Annotated in this window: 23 protein-coding genes and 1 pseudogene; 17 read left to right on the top strand and 7 right to left on the bottom strand. The window is 29.4% G+C overall.

Annotated features, from left to right (window positions below):
- Nucleotides 1–409 precede the first annotated feature (409 nt).
- On the bottom strand, nt 410–787 hold the full coding sequence (locus BUA86_RS04360) for a VOC family protein (protein WP_072930214.1): 378 nt from the start codon (nt 785–787) through the stop codon (nt 410–412).
- A gap of 119 nt (nt 788–906) precedes the next feature.
- On the opposite strand from BUA86_RS04360, the gene mnmE reads away from it, so the two are divergent.
- The gene (gene mnmE / locus BUA86_RS04355) at nt 907–2,304 is read left to right on the top strand and encodes a tRNA uridine-5-carboxymethylaminomethyl(34) synthesis GTPase MnmE (RefSeq protein ID WP_072930212.1); all 1,398 of its coding nucleotides are present in this window, start codon (nt 907–909) and stop codon (nt 2,302–2,304) included.
- A 247-nt stretch (nt 2,305–2,551) separates the two neighbouring features.
- Nucleotides 2,552–3,122: pseudogene (locus BUA86_RS16390) on the top strand (YobI family P-loop NTPase); the annotation flags it as partial.
- A gap of 52 nt (nt 3,123–3,174) precedes the next feature.
- On the opposite strand, the gene BUA86_RS04350 reads toward BUA86_RS16390, so the two are convergent.
- Nucleotides 3,175–4,068: a LysR family transcriptional regulator gene (locus BUA86_RS04350; protein ID WP_072930210.1), complete on the bottom strand. Its 894-nt coding sequence runs from the start codon at nt 4,066–4,068 to the stop codon at nt 3,175–3,177.
- Nucleotides 4,069–4,169: 101 nt separating this feature from the next.
- Between BUA86_RS04350 and BUA86_RS04345 the strand changes: the two genes are divergently transcribed.
- The 9 genes from BUA86_RS04345 (at nt 4,170) to BUA86_RS04305 (ending at nt 14,781) form a co-directional block, all read left to right on the top strand.
- Nucleotides 4,170–5,225: an SDR family oxidoreductase gene (locus BUA86_RS04345; protein ID WP_072930209.1), complete on the top strand. Its 1,056-nt coding sequence runs from the start codon at nt 4,170–4,172 to the stop codon at nt 5,223–5,225.
- Nucleotides 5,226–5,230: 5 nt separating this feature from the next.
- Nucleotides 5,231–6,181 (top strand): TIGR03571 family LLM class oxidoreductase, encoded by a 951-nt coding sequence (locus BUA86_RS04340; protein WP_072930207.1) that lies wholly within the window; start codon nt 5,231–5,233, stop codon nt 6,179–6,181.
- A gap of 12 nt (nt 6,182–6,193) precedes the next feature.
- The gene (locus tag BUA86_RS04335) at nt 6,194–7,294 is read left to right on the top strand and encodes an alkene reductase (protein ID WP_072930205.1); all 1,101 of its coding nucleotides are present in this window, start codon (nt 6,194–6,196) and stop codon (nt 7,292–7,294) included.
- A gap of 53 nt (nt 7,295–7,347) precedes the next feature.
- The gene (locus BUA86_RS04330) at nt 7,348–8,322 is read left to right on the top strand and encodes a nuclear transport factor 2 family protein (protein ID WP_072930203.1); all 975 of its coding nucleotides are present in this window, start codon (nt 7,348–7,350) and stop codon (nt 8,320–8,322) included.
- 25 nt (nt 8,323–8,347) lie between these two features.
- Nucleotides 8,348–8,728, top strand: coding sequence for a DUF2255 family protein (locus tag BUA86_RS04325; protein WP_178300398.1), 381 nt, complete (start codon nt 8,348–8,350; stop codon nt 8,726–8,728).
- Between the two features lie 676 nt (nt 8,729–9,404).
- The gene (locus BUA86_RS04320) at nt 9,405–9,608 is read left to right on the top strand and encodes a KTSC domain-containing protein (RefSeq protein ID WP_072930198.1); all 204 of its coding nucleotides are present in this window, start codon (nt 9,405–9,407) and stop codon (nt 9,606–9,608) included.
- Nucleotides 9,608–11,524 (top strand): AAA family ATPase, encoded by a 1,917-nt coding sequence (locus BUA86_RS04315; RefSeq protein WP_072930194.1) that lies wholly within the window; start codon nt 9,608–9,610, stop codon nt 11,522–11,524. Before BUA86_RS04320 ends, BUA86_RS04315 begins: the two co-directional genes overlap by 1 nt.
- An 88-nt stretch (nt 11,525–11,612) precedes the next feature.
- Complete coding sequence (locus tag BUA86_RS04310) at nt 11,613–13,757, top strand: AAA family ATPase (protein WP_072930193.1); 2,145 nt, start codon at nt 11,613–11,615, stop codon at nt 13,755–13,757.
- Between the two features lie 178 nt (nt 13,758–13,935).
- Nucleotides 13,936–14,781: an HNH endonuclease gene (locus tag BUA86_RS04305; RefSeq protein ID WP_188435014.1), complete on the top strand. Its 846-nt coding sequence runs from the start codon at nt 13,936–13,938 to the stop codon at nt 14,779–14,781.
- Between the two features lie 111 nt (nt 14,782–14,892).
- Here the strand turns inward: BUA86_RS04305 and BUA86_RS16245 are convergent, their stop codons facing one another.
- A complete protein-coding gene (locus BUA86_RS16245; protein ID WP_229731859.1) occupies nt 14,893–15,270 on the bottom strand; it encodes a hypothetical protein in 378 nt (125 codons plus the stop codon).
- 154 nt (nt 15,271–15,424) lie between these two features.
- Between BUA86_RS16245 and BUA86_RS04300 the strand changes: the two genes are divergently transcribed.
- From BUA86_RS04300 to BUA86_RS04290, 3 genes are all read left to right on the top strand, one after another.
- On the top strand, nt 15,425–16,228 hold the full coding sequence (locus BUA86_RS04300; protein WP_229731861.1) for a helix-turn-helix domain-containing protein: 804 nt from the start codon (nt 15,425–15,427) through the stop codon (nt 16,226–16,228).
- Between the two features lie 117 nt (nt 16,229–16,345).
- Entirely contained in the window at nt 16,346–17,854 is a 1,509-nt protein-coding gene (locus tag BUA86_RS04295) for a serine hydrolase (protein ID WP_178300397.1), read from the top strand.
- 8 nt (nt 17,855–17,862) lie between these two features.
- Nucleotides 17,863–19,272, top strand: coding sequence for a serine hydrolase (locus BUA86_RS04290; protein WP_072930188.1), 1,410 nt, complete (start codon nt 17,863–17,865; stop codon nt 19,270–19,272).
- Between the two features lie 118 nt (nt 19,273–19,390).
- Here the strand turns inward: BUA86_RS04290 and BUA86_RS16040 are convergent, their stop codons facing one another.
- The 4 genes from BUA86_RS16040 to BUA86_RS04275 all read right to left on the bottom strand — a co-directional run bounded on the left by BUA86_RS16040 (nt 19,391) and on the right by BUA86_RS04275 (nt 21,354).
- On the bottom strand, nt 19,391–19,549 hold the full coding sequence (locus BUA86_RS16040) for a lmo0937 family membrane protein (RefSeq protein WP_143147237.1): 159 nt from the start codon (nt 19,547–19,549) through the stop codon (nt 19,391–19,393).
- Between the two features lie 85 nt (nt 19,550–19,634).
- A complete protein-coding gene (locus tag BUA86_RS04285; RefSeq protein ID WP_072930187.1) occupies nt 19,635–19,898 on the bottom strand; it encodes a hypothetical protein in 264 nt (87 codons plus the stop codon).
- 142 nt (nt 19,899–20,040) lie between these two features.
- Nucleotides 20,041–21,027, bottom strand: a complete 987-nt coding sequence (locus tag BUA86_RS04280) for an SDR family NAD(P)-dependent oxidoreductase (protein ID WP_072930186.1) — start codon at nt 21,025–21,027, stop codon at nt 20,041–20,043.
- Between the two features lie 117 nt (nt 21,028–21,144).
- Entirely contained in the window at nt 21,145–21,354 is a 210-nt protein-coding gene (locus BUA86_RS04275; RefSeq protein WP_072930185.1) for a hypothetical protein, read from the bottom strand.
- A 304-nt stretch (nt 21,355–21,658) separates the two neighbouring features.
- Between BUA86_RS04275 and BUA86_RS04270 the strand changes: the two genes are divergently transcribed.
- From BUA86_RS04270 to BUA86_RS04260, 3 genes are read left to right on the top strand one after another with little or no spacing between them, the layout of a single operon-like run.
- Entirely contained in the window at nt 21,659–22,084 is a 426-nt protein-coding gene (locus BUA86_RS04270) for a Crp/Fnr family transcriptional regulator (RefSeq protein WP_072930184.1), read from the top strand.
- 30 nt (nt 22,085–22,114) lie between these two features.
- Nucleotides 22,115–22,966: an SDR family oxidoreductase gene (locus tag BUA86_RS04265; protein WP_072930183.1), complete on the top strand. Its 852-nt coding sequence runs from the start codon at nt 22,115–22,117 to the stop codon at nt 22,964–22,966.
- 24 nt (nt 22,967–22,990) lie between these two features.
- Nucleotides 22,991–23,347 (top strand): hypothetical protein, encoded by a 357-nt coding sequence (locus tag BUA86_RS04260; protein WP_072930174.1) that lies wholly within the window; start codon nt 22,991–22,993, stop codon nt 23,345–23,347.
- Nucleotides 23,348–23,399: the final 52 nt, after the last annotated feature.

The raw sequence follows: 23,399 nt of genomic DNA, 5'->3' as shown, positions 1-23,399 counted from the left end.
CTTCGACAAGCTCAGAATGACAAACGGAATAACTTCAAACAAGCAAAGTTCTATCTGTCAGTTCGAGTGTTTTTTGTAGAAAAATGTATCGAGAACTTAGACAGATAACCTCAAAATATCTAATTTCTCGATACAAAATTCTGAACGAATTTCACTCGAAATGACATTTTGAATAATTTCAAACAAACAATTTCTTATCTGTCAGTTCGAGTGTTTTTCATAGAAAAATGTATCGAGAATTTAGACAGATAACCTCAAAATATCTAATTTCTCGATACAAAATTCTGAACGAATTTCACTCGAAATGACATTTTGAATAATTTCAAACAAACAATTTCTTATCTGTCAGTTCGAGTGTTTTTCGCAGAAAAATGTATCGAGAACTTAGACAGATAACCTCAAAATAGTATTACAAAAATTGCTGTAAAGCAATCCTATTCCCTTCACTATCTAAAAATTCTGCAACTAGGAATTTATATTTTTCATTCTTTGTTACTGGATAAATAATTTCTCCTTTTTGTGAAATTACATTTCGTAAAGCTTCGTCAATATCATTAGTTCTAAAATAAATAATAACACCATCGGTTGTTGGTTTGTAAACATCACCTTTTGCTAAAGCACCCGAAATTCCCATCTCATTATCATAAAACGGAAATAATGCCATTTCATATTCATCAATTATCTCTTCTTCAAACTGAAAATTAAATACGTTTTTATAGAATTTCACTGCCCTTTTTAAGTCATTAACAGGAATTTCAAAATAAATAACAGGATTCGATTTTTGCATTGTTTTATGAATTATTTAATCAAGATAAAATTAGTTCTAAATACTTAAATCTTCTTTAACGAAAAGTGAAAAAATAAAATAATACTGCTGAATTCAACGAAATCTACTAATTTTGTGTTATGCTAAACAATGATACAATTTGTGCATTAGCTACGGCTAATGGAATGGGTGCAATTGCGGTGATTCGTATTTCTGGACCAGAAGCAATTACCAAAGTTGCAGAAATCTATCAATCAAAATTTAATTCAACTAAATCTTTGACTGATGCAGCTTCGCATACCATCAATTTAGGTTATATAATGGATGGTGAAACAATTGTTGATGAGGCTTTATTTTCTATTTTTAAAAACCCACATTCTTATACAGGAGAAGATGTTGTAGAGATTTCTACACATGGTTCTATCTATATTCAACAAAAAGTTTTAGAACTTTTAAATAAAATTGGTATTCGAAATGCTAATCCTGGAGAATATACTTTCCGTGCTTTTTGGAATGGTAAAATGGATTTAACACAAGCAGAAGCTGTGGCAGATCTTATTGCATCAGACTCTAAGGCATCCCACGAAATTGCAATTAAACAAATGCGTGGAGGATTCTCTAATCAGATAAAAGATTTAAGAGATCAGATGATTAATTTCGCTGCGCTAATGGAATTGGAATTAGATTTTTCTGAGGAAGATGTAGAGTTCGCAGATCGTACACAATTTTATGCATTACTAAATCAGTTACAAAATATCCTAAAACGTTTAGCAGATTCTTTTGCTTTTGGAAATGTGATAAAAAATGGTGTTCCCGTAGCAATTATTGGTGCGCCAAATGCTGGTAAATCGACTTTATTAAATGCATTATTAAACGAAGAACGTGCTATTGTTTCGGACATAGAAGGAACAACACGCGATACAATAGAAGAAACTATTTACATAGATGGAATTGGATTTCGTTTTATTGATACAGCAGGAATTAGAGAAGCTGGTGATTCGATAGAACGTATTGGAATTGAGAAGACATTCGAAAAAATAGACAATGCTTCAATTATTATTTATTTGTATGATTCGAATATCACAGAAGATAATCAAATTGCGAATCAGTTAGATGATTTACAACGTCGTGGAAAAATTCTATTCAATGTTGCAAATAAGATTGATGTTTCGAACACAGAAGCTGTAATTCCGGCCGCTATTAAAGAAGAATTTAAAGATGTTGTTCATTTAGAAATCTCTGCAAAAGATCAGTTTAACATCGAAGCTTTAAAAGAACAATTAATTCATCAAATAAAGTTAAAAGGAACTAATCAAGACGATACAATTGTTACAAATTCTCGTCATTTGGAGGCTTTACAAAATACGCTATCACAAATCGGAAAAATAAAACAAGGTATGGACATGGGACTTCCTGGAGATTTATTAGCAATGGACATTCGTGAGGCGTTAACTTATTTAGGTCATATTACTGGCGAAATAGATGTTGACCAAGATATATTAGGTACCATCTTCGGAAAGTTTTGTATTGGGAAGTAGAAAATATTTGAAAAAACATATAACAAAAACAGCGGTAAACTTTTAGTTTATCGCTGTTTTTGTTTTTATTATGGTTTTCCATAAGAATATATACTTGGTTATTTCTTTATTTGTATTTTAGTATTAATGTGTTTTTATCAATAATCAATTTAATAAAAAACATAAATTATCTTAATATGAATATTAATTTGTCTTTTCTAAACTTCTTCAATAAAAAAAAAAAGTTGATTCTCAAAAAACAGAATCTATAATAAGTTCTTTGGCTCCTAAAATTTTAAAGGATGAGAAAGATATAGAAAAGATACAACCTTATTTGGATAAACTAAATGAGACAATAGATACTAAAGGTATTAATAATATAGCTCTAACAGGTGGGTATGGTTCGGGAAAAAGTACTATTATTGGAACTTTTAAAGAATTAAATCCTCAATAAGAATTTTTTAAATATATCATTAGCTTCATTTAATAAGAAAAAAAGTGATGATGTATTAACTTCTACTGAAAAAAAATTACAAAAAGAAGAATTAGAAAGATTATTAGAAGTCAGCATATTACAACAAATATTTTATCACGTTAAACCAGATGAAATTCCAGAATCTCGTTTTAAAAGAATTATTAATATTCCTGATTGGAAAATATGGATTATTTCAATTAGTTTTATTCTATGGGTTTCAAGTTCAGTTTTATTGTTGAAGTACGATTATTTGGATAAAATCAATCCGAATAATTGGAATACTAAAGACAGTTTTGATTGGTTTGCTCTCTTCATATTCATCATTGACATTAGATGGCTGTATTTCATTTCTCAAAAGCTCATTCTAATTGTACATAAAACTCTGTAAGATAGAAGATTTTAATCTATGACTTTGCTTAGTTGCTATCTAATAACATTTTCATTTCTTCTATCTTTTGATTGGATATTTTACTTTTATCGTAAGCAAGATAAATTGTATTTTCGGCTTTGGCTTTGCCATTCCAAATCGAAATGACTTTTTTTTCTTTGATATAATCTTTTGCAAGAAAGTCTGAAACAACACTGATACCCGAACCTTCACTCATAGATTTGATAATGGTAATAAGGTTAGGAACAATGTACTTTGGAATCAGGACAGGTCTTTTATTAAAATTCTTAAGCCAAAATCTTCGTATGTAAGCAAGATCTGCGCTATATGCAAACCAATCCTGCTGTAATAGCCATTGTTCTGCTTCGATAAAATTCTCTTGCTCAATATAATCGTTAAATACTTTAATATCCAATGTTTTATCAGCTATAATGATAAAATTTTCCTTCAGGATTTCTTCATAAACAATCTGTTTGTGATCTGCTGTTTTCTGACTGGCAATAATAAAATCAAGGTCTCCATCAATAAGCTGTTGAGTAAGTTCTTTAGCAAGACCAAATGTTGCGTGTATTTGAGAAGTAGTTTTGTTAAGGTTGGGGGTAATTTCAGAATAAAAAAACTCAATGGGTGCACCTAATTTTATAACAGAACGTTTTACTAAGGCTTTCTTCGTAAATAAAGCCTCTATCGATGTCAGATTTTCTACTGAACCGATTACTTGAGTGTACAATTGTCTGCCCGACTCAGTAGGCACCATTTTACGAGGCATTCTGTCAAATAGTTTATCTCCCACATATTGCTCAAGCGCAGCCAGATGAACACTCACGTTAGGTTGTGAAATTAATAATTCTTGTGCAGCTTTCGTTAAATTACCTTTTTGATAAATTGCTACAAAAGTCCGGTACCATTCAAAATTAACCATATACAAATCTATTAAAATTTTAATAGTTATTGCTAATTTTTAATATTATTATTATAAGTGTATTATACAGAAATTTGTACCATAATTAATTCATCAAAAAAATGAAAAATAATACAGCATTAATTGTAGGAGCAAATGGTATCATCGGAAGACATCTTACCGAGCATCTTACAAAATCTGATGATTGGAATGTAATTGCATCAGCACGCCAGTCATTAAACTATGAAAGTACTGCCGACTTTATTGCATTGGATTTGGAAAATAGTGAGCAGATATATTCTTTTTCTGAACAACTGAAGAATGTAACCCATATCTTTTTCAATGCTTATACTGAAAGAAAAGATCCTTATCAACAGGCTGAAGCTAATGTAAATTTACTAAAAATCTTTATCCCTGCTTTGGAGGAAATAGCACCTAATCTCAAGAGAGTATTATTCATTCAGGGAGGTAAAGCATATGGTGCACATTTAGGTATTTATAAAACTCCGGCATACGAAACTGATCCTCGTAGTATGACTCCTAATTTCTACTATGATCAGGAGGATTTTCTTCGCCAGCAATCTCAAGGTAAAAATTGGTCATGGACAGCATTAAGACCAGACATAGTAATTGGATTTACAGTTAATACACCTATGAATTTGGCTAATCTTATTGCAGTTTATGCAACCATCTGTAAAGAAGAAGGAATTCCAATGCGTTTTCCGGGTTCTTATAAGGCTTACAATGCCTTAGTTAATGTAACAGGTGCGGATGTTTTGGCTAAATCACTGGAATGGGCTTCACTTGAAACTAAAGCAGAAGACGGAATATTCAACATCACAAATGGAGATGTTTTCCGCTGGTCACAGATTTGGCCAAAAATAGGAGACTATTTTGGGGTTGAAGTAGCCGAACCACAAACATTTTCTCTTACCGAATATATGCCTGGGAAATCTAAAATTTGGAATGAAATAGTAGAGAAATACAATCTAGATCCGCACAGTTTAGATTCATTGGTTCAATGGGGATTTGGTGACTTTATTTTTAATGTTGAAGTAGATGCTTTTCTTGATGTAAACAAGGCGAGAAGATTTGGCTTCCACGAAATGAATGGAGATACATTAAGTAATTTACTGAGTACATTCCAGAATCTTAAAGATAAAAATATAATTCCTTAATAGCTATGGACAGACAAGAATTATTGAAACAGCATAAAGGATTTTCTCAGGTGTTTCGTCCGGGAAAATTAACTTTTGGTTTTGTTGCCCCAATGGCAGGTTATCCTGATAGTCCCATACCAGATGCAGAAGGTTTTGCAAATACCGTAAAAGCAGCAGATGAAGGTGGTATCGATGCAATTTGGCTGCGTGATGTTCCTTTCTTAGATCCCAATTTCGGAGATACTGGGCAAATTTATGATCCAATGGTTTATGGCGGAATTTTGGCAGCTACAACAAAACGGATAGCGATTGGAACAGCTGGCATAGTTTTACCGCTGAGAGATCCTCTGATTGTTGCAAAGCAAGCAACGACTTTAGATCAGCTTTCTGGAGGACGTTTTATTTTAGGACTAGCTTCAGGAGATCGTTACAATGAATATCCCGCATTCGGAAGCAATTTCGAAAATCGTGTTGAACGTTTCCGCGAAGCTCGCGAAGTTATTCGTAAGGTTACGGAAGAAAGCTTTCCTTCCTTTGATACTGAGTTTTACGGATCATTTAATGGCTCTATTGATTTAATTCCAAAACCGCTTTCCGGTATCATTCCGACAATATCAATAGGCCGTGGAGGACAGGATCTGAGTTGGATTGGGGAGAATATGGATGGATGGCTATGGCACGGAGAGAATGCCAGAAAAGTTTCTTTAAGAAGAGATCTGTGGAACAAGGCCACTAATGGAGTTGATAAACCTTATGGTTATGCTCATTTTTTTGACCTCAATGAAAACCCAGATGCACCAATATTTTTTGCGGGAAATTATGTTCAGGGAGGCCGAAAAGCTTTAATTGAGTTTTGGGAACAACAGCAACAGGAAGGGTTGTCACACGCAGTCTTAAATCCAAAACCGACCCGAAGACCTGCTGAAGAGATGATACAGGAGTTCAGTGAATACATCATACCACAATTCAGATAATTACTTATATAAATGGAAAAACTAACATTATTAAAAGAATTCAATAACAATAATTTAAACCTTAAGAATAAGGTTGTAATGGCACCTTTAACGAGAACAAGGTGTAATAATGAAGAATTAGCACCTGAAGAACTAAATGTCGAATACTACAGACAAAGAGCTTCTGCCGGATTAATAATATCTGAAGGAGCTCCCATAAACAGCAATGCAACAGGGTATATTGATGTACCGGGTATTTACTCCGAAGCACAATTAGAAGGCTGGAAAAAAGTAACCGCAGCTGTCCACGAGAAAGGAGGTAAAATCTTTGCTCAATTATGGCACGTAGGAAGAATTTCGCATCCTGATCTTTTAGATGGAAAGTTGCCGTTAGCTCCATCAGCAATAAACCCAGATTTTCAGTCTTACACTAAAAATGGTTTTACAGATACAGTAACTCCAAAAGAAATGTCTATTGAAGATATAGAACAGACAATTTTAGATTTTCAGCAAGCAGCGGTAAATGCTATAAAAAGTGGTTTTGACGGCGTAGAGATCCATGCGGCCAATGGCTATCTTTTGCATCAGTTTTTTGCGAAATGTTCTAATCAAAGAAAAGATCAATATGGAGGAAGTATAGAAAACAGAGCAAGATTTTTGTTTGATATTTTAGATAGTATAAAAGAAAAAGTTAGTTTAAATAAAGTTGGTGTCAGGATTGCGCCGGATCTTACCAATACTTTTGGTATTGTAAAAGACGATGAAACAGTTGCTTTTTTTGAATATATCTGTAAAAAGCTGAGTGATTATGGATTGGCTTATCTTCATATTTCAGGATTTTCACTTGATCCGGCGAATAAGGAGAAAAATATTATTGAAACGGCGAAATATTACCGTAAGCTATATACAGGAACTTATATGATTAATGGTGGATTCACCAGAGATTCTGCAAATAAAGCATTGGAAGAAGGCTATGCAGATTTAGTCTCTTTCGGTGTTCCATTTATTGCGAACCCCGATTTAGTTGAACGTTTTGAGCAGAATGCTCCGTTAAATCAGGCAGACAGAACAACTTTCTACGGAATGGGTTCGGTAGGATATACTGATTATCCATTTCTTCATCAAACCAAATAAGGTATCGACTTGAAACCTTAGTGTTAATTATTGTGTACAAACAATATAAAAGTATGGAAACGACACGATATCATCGTTCTGATATTGAAATCTTTCTAAAAGATTTTATAAATCATTGGGCAAATTCAGACGAAAACAAAATTGCAGATGATCTTGCTCCTTTTGTGAATTTTAGAAGTAATGTTCATGGGGTAATTAAAGGAAAAGTAAATGTTGCTAAAAATCTGTTTGAAGATAGATCAAACCATTCATTAAGCTTAGCAAGCAGTAATCATTTTATAGCAGGCATCCCTGATGGCAAAGAAAATAAAGTGGTTTTCAGTTTCTATCTATATGGAATAATTAGTGATGAAAATGACAGTATCGCAACTTTTGGAGCGACATCAATCATTGAGATTCTAATGAAAGATTCAGAGACAATGGAAATAACTGATTTCAAATTTTCCGTTAACTGGATTGAAGGTGATGCACATTTACTTCAAAAGTGGTCTCCAATAAGAGGGCAGAGATTTTGGCAACCTGGTGATACTACTCCTGTGATTGTAAGTGAGCTAGATGCACCCTGGAATAAGTACAAAAATTTGATTCCAATAGGAACAGAAAAAGATTGGATTATGGAAGCTTATTCAAGATATTCATGGGCGATTGATCAAAATGATATTGGTTTATTAATAAGTACATTTTCTAGAGCTGCTGAAGGTAATTTAACACCAATGGGAGATTTGAAAGGTTTATCTAATATTATTGGGCAAATAAAGGATTTTAGACAACCGTGGACACAGATGCAGCATTTTGCGGAGCCGATTAAGGTTGCAATTAATGATGACGAAATTAGTGCTCATATGATTGTCGGTAGAATAGTGCCACAGTATTTTGAGAAATTAGAAGAAGAGAAGAATTATGCAGCGTTTTATCCATTAACAATGGTCAAAGAAGATGGTCAGTGGAAAATGGAAAAATTCAATTACATACCACATAACTTCAGAAGTTTTGCAGGTTTAAAAGATTATGCTGATCGATTTATATAATTTTAAAATAAGAAATAGAAATGTTATGACAAAACAAGAATTTAAAGAATCAATTGATTCAGAGATATTGACAGGAATAAAAGCTGGTACAGATGATCATCGTTTTCTAGACATTTGGATGGTAATAGTAGATGATAGAATTTTCGCAAGATCGTGGGGAATAGCTGAACGAAGCTGGTACAATACTTTTTTAAATAATGAAAATGGTAAGATTAAAAGTGGAGATAAAGTATTTAATATAAAAGCGAAAATTCCTGAAGACTTATATGAATTGGAAGAGCCTATCAACAATGCGTATATGAAAACGTACGATTTTGGCACTAATGCTTTTTTTGCGAAAGGTTTAGCCGGGAAAAAGCATGTAGAAAAAACAATGGAGTTTATTTTGGAAGATGAGGTAGTTTGAGTTAAGTTGTGTTAGATCCTCCTAATTTAGGAGGATTTTACTCTCGTTAGTGATAATTATTATTTGTTAAATTGAAGCATATTAACATAATTACATCTAAATAATTTATAGCAACCATATATTTGTATGTACCAAATCAAAAAAATATATACTATACTTCTACAATAATTTTGTTATCTGTAGAAAAGTAGAAAAATATTGAGTAATTAAATGTTAAACTTTAATAAATTTCACTTCACCAAAACTACACCTCACTCCCCTACACTGTTCATTAATAAAGGGATTTACACTTTCTGTATTGGGAAGTAAAAAATATTTGAAAAAACATATAAAAAAAACAGCGGTAAACTTTTAGTTTATCGCTGTTTTTGTTTTTATACTTATTTATAATCACTTTTATTATTTAGGATTACGGTTTTCCTTTAGGATTTATTGGTTCGTATGTTTTTATTTGAGTTTTTATTATGTAAGAATATCAGAAATTAATAAATAGCTAAAAAAGCACAGAAAAAATCTTTTAGGATTCAGCAAACATAATTCCAAATTATGATAAGCAAGTAGTATTCCTATTGATATATAATTACACTAAACTAAAACTCACACAATTGTAAACGTTATTGTTAAGTCATTTGATAACGTTAGAAAGATAAACTAAAATTACTAGAAAACATAGATTATGGAAAGACAAAGAGTATCATCAAGTAATATCCGAAGTATAGGATATCAAAACTCAATTTTAGAAGTGGAATTTAATAACGGAAGAGTTTACCAATATTATAATATTCCTGAGAATATTTATCATGGATTAATGAATGCATCTTCACATGGTTCTTATTTAGCTTCAAATATTGTTAATAAATTTAGATATCAAGAATTGTAATGTATTTAGAAGAGGTAGTAATTATAAATTATAAAAGCTGTAAAATATTAGATATCAAGCTAAAAGAAAATAATCCGAATATTTTTATTGGATTAAACGATTGTGGGAAATCTACTTTGTTAAAAGGGATAGAGTTATTATTCAATAAAGTTAATTGTTCATTTAGTCAAGAAGGAAATAATAAAAGTGATTTATCAAATTCTACATTAGATCAAGAAGAATTTGTTTCTATTTTCGAAGAAAGGAATTTACCTGTTTTTGAAGAATATGATAATACCAGCATATATGTATTAGGTAAATTACGATTACAAGAAAATGAATTAGATTTATTTGAAAGTATAGATTTATCTAACAGCTTAAGTTGGATGTTAGAAAATTTGATTGATAATTCCATTTGGTTAATCAAGAAGATTAATGCTAATACATCAACTGGATATTTAGCTCAAAATTCAAATAATGATTACAAACATATTTATAGTGAGACAGCAGCGAAATTAAATATAATAAAAAGAGAGTTGAATATTACTTCTGACGATATTACTAATTCTAATGCCCTTGGAAGATTTTCTAATTTGGAGTTAATAAGAGCTATTAATAGTAAAATAGAATTAGAAAGATTTTGGATTGAATATAAACCTGCAAAAAGTGATTCTGATATTTTTCCTGAGTATAAATATTTTGATTGGAACTGTTCTATGGAAGAAGTTATTTCTATAGCAACTAGTTTGATGAAAGACAAAATAGAAGAATTTATTCAGCCTATAAAAGTAACAGCTCAAGAAAAAGCACAATTAGCAGAGGAAGCTATAAATGAAGAGTTCAACAGAATTCAAGAAACTATTTCCTCTGTAGCACCAGAAATACAGTCAATTAATAGTAAAATTCATTTTGAAGTTAAAGAAAAAGTTTCTGATATAATGGTACAAAAATTACAAAGTGATGGATTGATACATTTAGATAACCAAGAAGAAGGTTTAAAAAGAAAAATTTGGTTTTCTTTAATTAAGGCAAAAGCTGAAAGATCAGAACAATCAGGAATTAAAAACCATATTTGGGCATTTGACGAACCTGAAACTCATTTGTATCCTGGTGCGCAAAGAGAGTTTTTTGATAATTTAAAAGGGTTATCTCGAGGAAACGTTCAAACTTTAATAAGTACTCACTCAACAATATTTATTGATAAAGCTAATACTAATGATATTTTGAATACATATAAGTTAGAATCAGGATATACAAACTTATCAAGTTGTGAAGATGTAGAAAGTATTTTTGATAGTTTAAAAGTTAAAAATTCTGATTTCTTATTTCATGATAAATTTCTAATTGTGGAAGGAGATACAGAACAATATTTAATACCCGCTTTATATAAAATATATACTGGTAAAACTTTTATTGAAGATAATATTCAATTAATTAATATTGAAGGAAAGGATAAGTGGAGATTAAATAAAGAAGTTTTAAGAGCCATAACACAAGGATTCAATAAAATTGAAAATTCAATGATTCTTCTATTCGATAATGATATGAGTTTTCAAATGGATGCTATTGATAAAACTGAGAATGTCTTTTTTGTTGGAAAACAAGATATTGAAGATTCAATTGCAATTGGTTTGTGGACGGAAATCGTAAATCAGTTTTATGATGAAACGTTAATTATTAACGATAGTTTTATACAAACTATTTTTGACTCTATTCCTGAAGGAGATAATGTTCAAAGTAATAAAAAATTTTTTAAGAAGTTATCATATGCTTTAAAAACTAAATGGCAAGAAGATGGAAATGATATAGATAGTTTTATCTCTATACCAGACAAGGGAAATGAATCTGCCGAATTTATTTTAAATGTAATAAATCATCAAGAACATATTCCTGTCAAAATAAAAGAAGCTTTTGATAAATTAATTTCTTTAAATTAAACAAAATTCGTTGAATATTAACCAGAACAAGTATTCAACATCATGGTTTAAGAAAAAACTAATAATTAGAATTAACTACTACAAGATTATGGACGATGTAAATAATCATAACGGCTTTAAATTAATCGGTATAGTCCCCCTTAAGGATTGTAACCAGAAATTCCGGAAAAATTTAAAAATTGGAACTCCGTATTTACTATATAATAATTATACTGTCGAACTTAATGATAAAAATTCCTCAGTAAATGCCATTACAGTAAATAGATGTAATGTTCCAAATACTATGTACAATCTTGATAATGGAATCAAGATAAATATATCTGCTGTTGTTGGAAAAAACGGTTCAGGTAAAAGTGCGTTAATAGAGCTTTTTTATTATTTTGTGTATGCGATTTCTTCTTTGAAAGAAGATGATGAAATCGGATTACAGAAATATTCAAATATTGTTCAAGATAAATTAAAATTATTAGAGAGAGATATTAAATTTATAAATAGTGAAAAAGAGAATTATTCTCTAGGGATTCAATATCAAGAAAAATATAATATCCAAGTAATTTTAAAAAATAAAAAATCAAATTATAAAAATTCGCTTCTTCAATCTTTAAATGACAAGTTGCATTTAATTAAAAACACCTACAATGAAGCTTTAGAGAATGAAAATCTTATACAAAAGGAGCTTAACATGGCTCTAATTTATGAGTTAGAAAATCATATTTATATATTAGAATTTATAAATGGAAAATTGACTTGTAAGGATTATAAAGGTTTAAATATCAGTTCTAATTTTAAATTTGATAAATTTTTCTACTCAATCAATTTAAACTACTCACATCATTCATTAAATTCAAATATTATAGGGGGATGGATTGACACGTTATTTCATAAAAATGATGGATACAAAACTCCTGTTGTAATAAATCCTATGCGTGATGAAGGTATTTATGATATAAATAATGAGCTAAATTTATCTAAAGAAAGATTAATGTTTAATTTGGCTTATTATCTTGTAAAAAGTCAGAATAACAAAGAAGAATACAAGCTATTAGACAAATATAAAATTAGAACAATTAACTTTTCTATTAAACCTAAAAGCTATCCGGCTTTATTGAACTTTAATAATGATGGATTACAGCAATCAAGTTCTCACTTTTTAATAAAAAACATTGTTAATGAAAATAATTTTGCAAAGATCAAGCACTTTGATATTGCTGTGGGGTATTTAGAGAGAAAACTAAAGAAAATTAGACGGAATTATCATTCTATAATCTTTAAAGAGTTTGATAGTTCATCCCAAAGTGAAGAAGAATATTTTCAAAATTTTATACTTGAAGATAATTCACACATAACAAAAAAAATAAAACAAGTTGTAAATTATATTAGGTACGCAGAAAATTCTAAAAAACTTGACGCTATCTTCCAACTTGAAGTCCTTAAAACATGCTCATTTACTAGCGATGAATTTGTTGCATTCATTCTTGAAAATAAATCTCATTCAGAGGAGGAGAAATCAAATTCATTAAATGTACTAGAATTAATGAATTATTTGCCGCCAAGTATTTTTAATATCGATTTTGAATTATCCATAGTTGATAAAGAACGTATTCTCTTAAGTCAATTAAGCTCAGGTGAACAACAGATGATATTTAACATTAACACTGTCTTGTATCATCTTTATAATCTTCAATCATCATTCTCTTCAAAAAATACAAGATTGGTTTACAAGAATGTAAGCATTATTTTGGACGAAATTGAATTATACTATCATCCTGAAATGCAAAGGCAGATTCTTAAAAATATATTAGATTCATTAGAATTAATTAAAACTAAAGAAAATGAAGGAATAGAATCAATTAACATTTGTTTTCTAACCCACTCACCGTTTATTCTTTCAGATATTCCATCTCAAAATATTTTGAAACTTAATGAAGGAAAACCTGAATCTACTGATAAAATCAATTCCTTTGCAGCTAACATTTATGACTTATTGAAAGATGAATTCTTTCTTGAAAATGGTGCAATTGGTGCTTTTGTATCTAAAAAGATAAATGATATTTTAATAAAAGATCCAATAGAGGAAGAAGATTGGTCTATAATTAATCTTGTAGGAGATCCATTTCTTAAAGGTGTTATCAAAAAGAAAATTGAAGATAAGCTATCTGATGATGCATTAAAAAAAGAGATAGAGAGATTACAAAAAATTAAGCAAAAACGTTCTAAAAATGATACAAATTAATGAAAATAAATTTACTAACCTCGACAAGGACTTGATAAATAGATATAAGAAAATTGATAAAAAAATAAAAAAAAAATTAATAGAGTTAAAAAAATACTCAATAAGTAATTTAACTACTTTTTTTTCGAGTTTAGAAAATGTAATTTCAATTGACGTTAATTCAACGGATTCTTTTGTAATGGCTAATTTAGAAACAGTAAAAAAATTAAATCAAATTTCTCTTGAAAATATATCATTTCAAAGAAAAGAATTGAAAAATGATAAAAAAATAAAAGATTTAGAAAAACAAAAGAATGACACTAATTTAAATTCCAATGAAAAGTCTAAAATAAATAACGAATTGAATGAACTTTTAAATTTAAATACTTATTTAGAATCTGTATTCAATTACTCTGAAAGAAAAGATAGATTGATTTTATATTATTCGAAACGAGAAGCAAGTAATTGCCATTACTGTTTAGCACAATATACTACAATTTATACAGGAAAAATGAAGATGTATTTAAATGGGAATTTAGATCATATATATCCTAAAAGTAAAAATGCCCTAATCAGTGTAAGTTTAAATAATTTAATTCCTGTTTGTTCTCTTTGCAATCAAAGAAAATCAGATGCTACCGATAATAATTTTAATTTTAATCCATTTGATAATCATCAAATTCCAAAGTTTAATTTTAAAAATGTTATTGATATTAGCAATGGAGAAGCGAAACTTAACAAAATGGATGATTTAATCATAGATAATATCAATCCAACATTGGAAAGTAGATTAGAATTAACTTCGTTATATAAAGAATATAAATCACCAATAGTAAATCTATTGGATAGATACAAAAAATTTAATTCTCCATCTTATAAAATGCAAATTTCAAAACTAACTGAAAAAGATATTTCTGATAATTTAGAATCGTTTATTTCTGAAACATCGTATACAGACAAGAATATACAAAATATACCTTTACATAAATTCAAAAGTGATTTTTATAAAGAACTAGAAGAATATAAAAGTAATGGGGATATATAATTCTCATAATCTGAGTTTATAGATGAATTATTTTTAGTTAATTTTTTATAAATATAACTACACCTCACTCCCCTACGCTTTAGATAAATAAAGGAATTCACACTTTCTGTATTAAGAAGTAATCAAATCAAACATATTATAAATATAGATAAAAACCTCATCAAAATAATCTGATGAGGTTTTTATTTCAAATAAATCCATATTCATCAATTTGAAATAGAAAACTAAATTAATATAAATTAAAATTTTATATTTACCGCCTCTACAAACAAGACGAAATAATATAGTATAGAGGTATTGGTTTACAAAAATGGACAACTTCACTTTTAAAGAAATAGCTGCTTTTATAGGAATTTTTCTTGTATTTGTTCTTGCATTGTTTTTGGTAACTGTAAAAACCAAGAACAAACTATCCAATTGGTTGCTTGCTCTTTTTCTTTTTACAACTGCTGCAGATGGATTGAAGTTTTTGATACGTGATTTTCCCATCAATTACATCAACCTCGAGGCATTTCGTTGGAGCACTAACTACATAGTTTCAGCATCATTTTATCTGTATGTAGTATCTGTATGTTACACCAATTTTCGTTTTAAACCGAAACACATCATACATCTTATTCCATTTTTGGTATTCAATGGGTTTATGATGTGGGGAATTTATTTTAATGATAGACCTGCTAAAATAAAATTCATTAATGGCATGAACGATATGCCGTTCTTTCAATTTTTGCTCTACCTTTTCGAAGTCCTGTTTCAAGTCTATTTTATTGCCTCATTTTTGGCAATTAGAAAGGCTAAAAAAGTGTATCTCGAGAATTATACAAACCCAAATATTTCAGCACTTAATGCTCTTTACAAAATTACCATTCTCTATTACGTTTTACATTTTATTGTCTTAACAAGATGGTTGGTTACCTATATTTTTGGATTTGGCGAAATTAGAGCATGGATTGTTACTATTGATGGATTTGCATTTTTGTTTTGCACGTGTTGGTATCTTTTTGTAGCATTAAACAATCCTGATTTTTTCCGAGGAGTTAATTCAGATTTAAAACCGATAGAAGAAGTTGTTTCCGAAGAAAAACCATCTTTAGAGATAGATGAAGAAAAGAATACGCAAATTGAAACGTTAAAAGAGTTTATGATTAAAAATGAACCTTATCTCGATTCTTCATTAACGATTCAGAATTTGGCAGAGCAAGTAGAAATGCCCGTGAAAGAATTATCGGCTTTGATTAATTTATACATGAACAAACATTTCTTTGATTTCATTAATGAATATAGAATCGAAAAAGCCAAAGAAATTTTAAAAAATCCATCTAAAAAAGAACTCACTATTTTAGAAATTCTTTATGAAGTAGGTTTCAATTCTAAATCGTCGTTTAGTACATCATTCAAAAAATATACGGGAACAACTCCCACAGATTTCAGAAAAAATCCAAAATAATTTGTCTTTTTTCCTTACAAATGCGTTCGACTATTTTTAGTCGGTCGCCTATCACAGCTTTTCACAGCATATTTGCAAAAAGTTTTTTAAAAATATCATTCAATCTAAAAAATGTATATGAAAAAAATAATTGCATTTATTTCACTTCTATTATCATTCAACTCATTTGCTCAAAATTTAAGTGATAAAATCAAATTACTCGAAACCAATCTTAATCATTGGGACAAATCCAGAAATAAAAAATCGTCTTTAAAAGAACGTATGTCATTTTACAATGCAAACGCCGTTAGTATAGCACTCATTAAAGATTATAAAATAGAATGGGTAAAAGCCTACGGTTTTGCTGACGTTTCTGAAAAAAGATCAGCAACAGCAGAAACTCTTTTTCAAGCGGCATCTATAAGTAAATCACTTAATAGTCTTGGGATTTTAAAATTAGTGGAGCAAAGAAAATTAAGGTTAGATAATGACATTAATAATTATTTAAAAATTTGGAAATTTCCATATGATTCTATTTCTAAAGGGAAAAAAATTACAATTGAAAATTTGTTAAATCACAAAGCGGGTTTATCTGTTAATGGTTTCGGAGGTTATGAAAGAGAACAAAAATTACCAACAATAATTCAAATTCTTAATGGTGAAAAACCAGCTAATACTCCTGCTGTTCGTTCTATATTTGAACCTAATCTAGAATTTAAATATTCTGGTGGAGGTACTACGATTAGTCAATTAATTCTCGAAAATACAACCAATGAAAAATACGAGGATTATATGTTGAAGAATGTATTAATTCCTTTAGGAATGAAGAGCAGTTTTTTTAATCAACCTCCATTAAAAGATAAAGAAAACTCACTTGCAACAGCCTATATCAATGGAAAAGAAGTTGAAGGAAAGTATCATATTTATCCAGAGCAAGCTGCTGCTGGATTATGGACTACTCCGACAGATTTAGCTCATTACATGATCGAAACACAATTGTCTTTGTTAGGAGAATCTAATAAAATCTTAACCCAAGAAATGTCGCTTCAAAGGCTTGAAAATAATCTTGGGGCATTTACACAGGACTATAAAGGAATAAAATATTTTGGTCATAGCGGCGGGAATTATGGATTTGTTTGTCATTATGTGGGTAGTTTGGAAAACGGAAATGGAATTGCTGTAATGACAAACGGAAACAATATAAATCTTGTTTATGAGATTGTGAATAGTATTGCGAGCATTAATAATTGGGAAAACTTTCCTTTAGAACCTATTAAGGAGTCTATTTATTTAACGATAAGAAAAGTTGCCCAAAATGATGTGAATAAAGGCATTGAACTTTATAAAAAATTAAAGAAAAAGGAACCAGATTTTTATAACTTCTCCAATCAAAATGAATTAAACACCTTAGGATATGAGTTTTTGAAAGATGGCAACATCAACTCAGCTATCAAAATTTTTAACTTAAGTGTGAATGAATTTCCAAATTATGCAAATGCTTATGATAGCCGAGGTGAAGCCTATTTCAACAATAAAGATTACCAATTGTCTATAAAAGATTACCAAAAGGTATTGGAATTAGAACCAACCAATCAAAACGCAAAAGAAATGCTTTCAAAAATTAATCAAATCTTATATTCAAAATAATCTTCAACATGAAAAATCAGTTTTTTTATTTGTTAATAGCCGTTTTATTCACCAATTTTCTTTTAGCTCAAAAGCCGATTGAACAAAAAAATGAAATCAATCAAATTAATGAATTAATGACTAAATCCTACGAAAAAGGTTTATTCAACGGAAATGTTTTGGTTGCTAAAAAAGGAAAAATCATCTATCAAAAATCGTTTGGTTTTACTGATGAAACTAAAAAAACACTATTAACAGAGAATTCAATTTTAAATTTTGGCTCTATTGCAAAGCAGTTTAATGCGGTTGCTATTATGATGTTAGCTGAACGCGGACAGTTAAATCTTGATGATCCTATTTCTAAATATAATTTTGACTTACCAAAATGGTCGGAAAAAGTAACGACAAGACATTTGATTAATTACGTCAGTGGAATTCCCAGATTAGAGAATGGATTAATTGTTCCGAAAAATGATGATGAAGCTTGGAAGATTTTGAAAAAAACGGACACCTTGTTATTTGAACCTGGAAAAGGTTACAGATATGATAATGGTAATGTGTTTTTGCAAAGAAGAATTATTGAAAAGATAACAGAAATGACTTTCCAAGATTTTGTCACTAAAAATATTATCAAACCATTGAAAATGAACAATTCCGTTTTTGATGCAAAATCGGGTTACAAAAACCGAACATCTTGCTACGATATGGATAATGTGCGATGTCCAGAAATGGAATTTATCAGCGGTTGGCTTTGGTTAGATGTTAACGATATGTACAAATGGATTGATGCGATGAATCATAATCGTTTAATTTCTAAAAAATCCTTTGAAACATTATTGAATAATCCATACGCAAAAGATCAGGGCGGATCACTTGGTCGATTCTATGAAGAAGATAAATTTCAACTTCACAATGGTATTTCGTATAAATTTGAATCTATTTTATTAAACGATATTAAAAATGATATCATTGTAATCCTAGCATCAAACAATCGCAATAAAGTTTGGGATTTAGGTCATATAATTCGAGATATTATGCTTGGAAAAGCTTACGAAATTCTTAAAAAATCGGTTGCTCAACTCTTAAAAAAAGAAGCTTTTGTTGATGTAAATAAAGCGATTGAAACTTACTATAAAGTGAAAAAAACTTCTGAAGAAGAATATAGTTTTAATAACCCAAGCGAACTAAATTCATTAGGTTATGAATTACTAAGAGCAGGTAAAATAAATGAGTCCATCGAAATTTTTAAATTAGTGGTAAAAGAATTTCCAGAAAATTCCAATGTAATGGATAGTTTAGCAGAAGCTTACTACACCAATAAACAATATGATTTAGCAATAAATTGTTATAAAAAAGCCATAGAATTGGGTGGAACTAATGGCAACGCAGAAAAAATGATTGAAAAAATACTGCAGGAAACTGAAAAAAATAATGAGTAAAATAATTTCTTAGAACAATTATATGCTAAGATTAATTCTGAAATAAAGAAAACTAATTATTAGAAAAACTAAAAAGCTGAAAGAACTTTTAAACAATAGATTCTTTCAGCTTTTTTCATTAAGGTCTATTACCTGTAATTAATCTGTAAAGTATGGCAATAACTGCTAATACTAAAAGGATGTGGATAAATTGACCTACGGCTTCACCAAAACCAAAATAACCAATAGCCCATAGAATAAGCAAAACAACGGCAACAATTGATATTAAATTTCTCATATTAATGTTTTTTATTTATTATAAGGTTTACAAAATCTATTCCGAAAAATATTTAAATTATTATTTTATAAAGTTTTATTAGTTTTTAAGCATTTAAAATATCATAAAATTGAGCAGTGACATATTCTACTAAACCAGACTTTTCTTTGATGGAATAAAGACCTCCTTCATTATCTTCAGGTTTTCCTCCTTCGCTTAATATCACTCCTTCTCTTGTATCAACTTTACAATCTTCATTAACCTCAGCTTTACCTTCATTATATCCTAATTCGAATACTCTATCATAGAATTGATTCAATATATTTTGAATTTCGTCTCTATTTAAACTATGTACATCAATATGTTTCATGGTTATTGTATTTTGATTAAACAATATTCTTACTATAAATTTAAAATTTTATAAGAGTTGTAATTTATGAGCAGAGCCATAATTTCTTAAATTACATTCTATATATTATTCATTATAAATAATATATAAGCACATTCTATCATTAATTCTTCCCTCCTTTCTTCATCATATATAACCCAAATCCTATCACAACTCCTAAAGTCACTATCCTTTTAGTATTTTTAGAAGGAACAGGCAAACTCGTTTCTCCATAAATTTGATGAGGTTCTCCTGATGGTTTCAAGATATTGCCTTCGTCCTCTTCTCCATGTTTCATTTTCATCATTACACGCATAGCGGTATGGGCTATATTCGTAATTATTTGTGGAAAAAAATCATGAACGGATTTTAATAAGTAAGAACTAGCATCTGGAAAGTTATCATTTTTAGGTTTTTTAGTTAAATTAACCATAAGTTGAGCTGTATCTGTTGGATCTGCTGCAAATGGAGGTATTTTAAAATCTAAACCAGAATATTTTGCAGAATGCATATTTCCTGTAGATTGTTGGACTTGAGGGTAAATATTACAAATATGAATCTCTGGATAAATAGAATACTCACTTTGTAGACCAGCCATTAATCCTTTTATCCCGTATTTTGTAGCAGAATATACCGCACTAAAAGGAGCTGGCATATAACCTGCAATGGAAACATTATTAATAAGAATTCCTTTTTCTTGTTTCTTAAAAACTGGTAAAACATAATATGCACTATGCATATATCCCATTAAATTTGTTTTGATAACTTGTTCGGAAACTTCCATAGGAATTTCTTCGAATTTACCACTTGCCATAACTCCTGCATTGTTTATCCAGAAATCTATTTGACTAAAATGTTTTAATGTGAAGTTAACCAACTCTTCTATTTCTTCTGCATTTGAGGTATCTGTTGTTTTATACACAACAGTAGCTCCTAGATCTTTACATTCTTGTAATGCTTTTTTTAAAGCCTCTTCTCCTCTAGCAGCCAAAACTATTTTACACCCTTCTTTTGCAAACGCAATTGCCGTAGCTAAACCTACACCACTCGATGCACCAGTAATTACAACTACTTTACCACTTATACTTTTTTTTGTTTGAAATAAACTCATAATTTAGGATTTAGGAAAAATTATTAATGGATTACAGGTATAGGTTAATGTATCTTTTTCAACTATAAAAAAAGAATTCCTATTTACATAGGAATTCTCCTAACACAAATACTTCTTTTATCTACTTCTTTTAATAGAATCTACTTTATGAGATATACTATCAACTGGAAGTATAGTACTTGTAGAGTCAGGGTACATTGGGGTCTCTCCTGACATGATACTATCGTGTGGGACAATATCTGTGTTATTTCGTTTCATTTCATTTGTTCTTTTACAGCTAAAAACTATTAAAGCAAATAGAAATGTGATAGTCGCAATAGATTTCATAAATTATCTTTTTGTGGTTAAACAAAGTACATTTATAAATGACATTCATCATATATAGTTTCAAAATTAAAAGTAGAAAAACTATAAGTTTATGATTGAGATCATATTGGATTTTCATATAATATGCTTATAAAGTATTACAGTAAAATTGAATTTTATAAGAGTAATGCTACTTTTTCAACTCAAAAGATTAAGTATAAATATGATTGCACTCATAAAAACAGCAATAATGTAAACGTACTTTAGCTAATACTTCTAAGACAAGATAAATTGTCATTTTTTAACCCCTTATAAAACTTACTATATGTTAATAGACAAAAAATTATTATTTGAATTTGGAGCAATCCAAAAAACATATAAGGAAGGAGATATGATAGTGGAAAAAGGAGATAATGCAAAATTTTATTTTCAACTATCACGTGGAAGCGTAAGAAGAGACAATTTTAATCAGGAAGAAATTATTTTAGAGACCAGCCTTGTAAATGGTCAAAGTTTAGGAGAATCTTTTTTATTCTCGGAAGATTGTTACTCAATAGCTATTCAAGCAATTGAGGATTGCGATGTTATTAGATTAGAAAAAATAAACTTTTTCAATTTATTAGAAATGCATCCTTATTTATATCTTATTCTATGCAAATGTATGGGTGAAAAATTGATTTATCAGTTTATAATGATGCAATATTTCTCTATAAACGCTGTACGAGAAGAAGAAATTTTTGAAGAAGTATAAATTGATTTTGAATAATAAAAACAATACGATATGAAAAAAATAAATCAAGAAAGTCAACAGCAAAAGCGACCAGGTGAAGAAAAAAAAATGAAACCTGTACCAGAAACTTCTCCAATTGATTATCAAAAAGAAGGCAAATTAGCTGGTAAAATTGCTTTAATTACAGGAGGAGATAGTGGAATAGGAAAAGCAACTGCTTTGCTTTTTGCTCAAGAAGGTGCCGATTTAGCTATTGTTTACTTAAGTGAAAAACATGAAGCGTCAAAAACCAAAAAAGAAGTAGAAAAATATAATGTTAAATGTAAACTAATTAAAGTTGATTTATCTATTGAAAAGAACTGTGAGAAAGCTGTAGAGCAAACTATAAAATCGTATCAAAAAATTGATATTTTAATCAACAATGCCGCTTTACATTGGGAAAGTGAAAGTTTAGAGGAAATAAGTACTCAACAACTAGAGAAAACTTTTAAAAACAATGTCTTCTCATGTTTCTGGGTAACAAAATATGCTTTGCCATATATGAAAAAAGGAAGTTCTATTATCAACACAACTTCTGTTACAGCTTACAGAGGAAGTCCAAAGTTAATAGATTATGCTGCAACTAAAGGAGCTATTGTATCTTTTACAAGAAGTTTAGCTGCTAATTTAGTCGAAAAGGAAATTAGAGTGAATGCTGTTGCTCCTGGACCAGTTTGGACTCCATTAATTGTTTCTTCTTTTGAGCCAGAAAAAATTGAAAAATTTGGAACTGATTCTCCTATGGGAAGAGCAGGTATGCCAAATGAAATTGCTCCTGCATTTTTATTTTTAGCGTGTGAAGATTCACGATTTATTAGTGGACAAGTTATTCATCCAAATGGTAGTGAAATAGTTAATGGATAAAAAATAAATTCAAAAATTTGCTATATGAGTATAATTATAAAAATAACCCAAAAAGATCATGAATTTGTAGACTTCATTCATGAGTTTATTTTTGGTTCTACAACAAATCATTTATTGCACGATCTTCCTTTTATTATACAATCTATAGACAAAATGAGCCAATTAACAAATTGCCAAGAAAAGAAGGAATTTTTAACGAATTTAGTAATAGCGTATAAATCTCAAGCAATTGATTTCTTGAAAGCAAATAAACAACATAATCAAGAGTTAAAACCAAATATCACAAAAGAAACATTGATAAATTTATACTCAAAATTTGCTTATTTTAAAGTGCAAAAAGAACAAGAAATTCTCTTTATGTTAAGAGAAAAATTTGAGTGAGACATACTCTGTAGCAGATTTTAAATTAAAACAAAAATCTGCTTCTTGTACA

Source organism: Chishuiella changwenlii (assembly GCF_900142565.1).
Lineage (GTDB): Bacteria > Bacteroidota > Bacteroidia > Flavobacteriales > Weeksellaceae > Empedobacter > Empedobacter changwenlii.
This window is presented reverse-complemented; position numbering and strand designations above follow the sequence as displayed.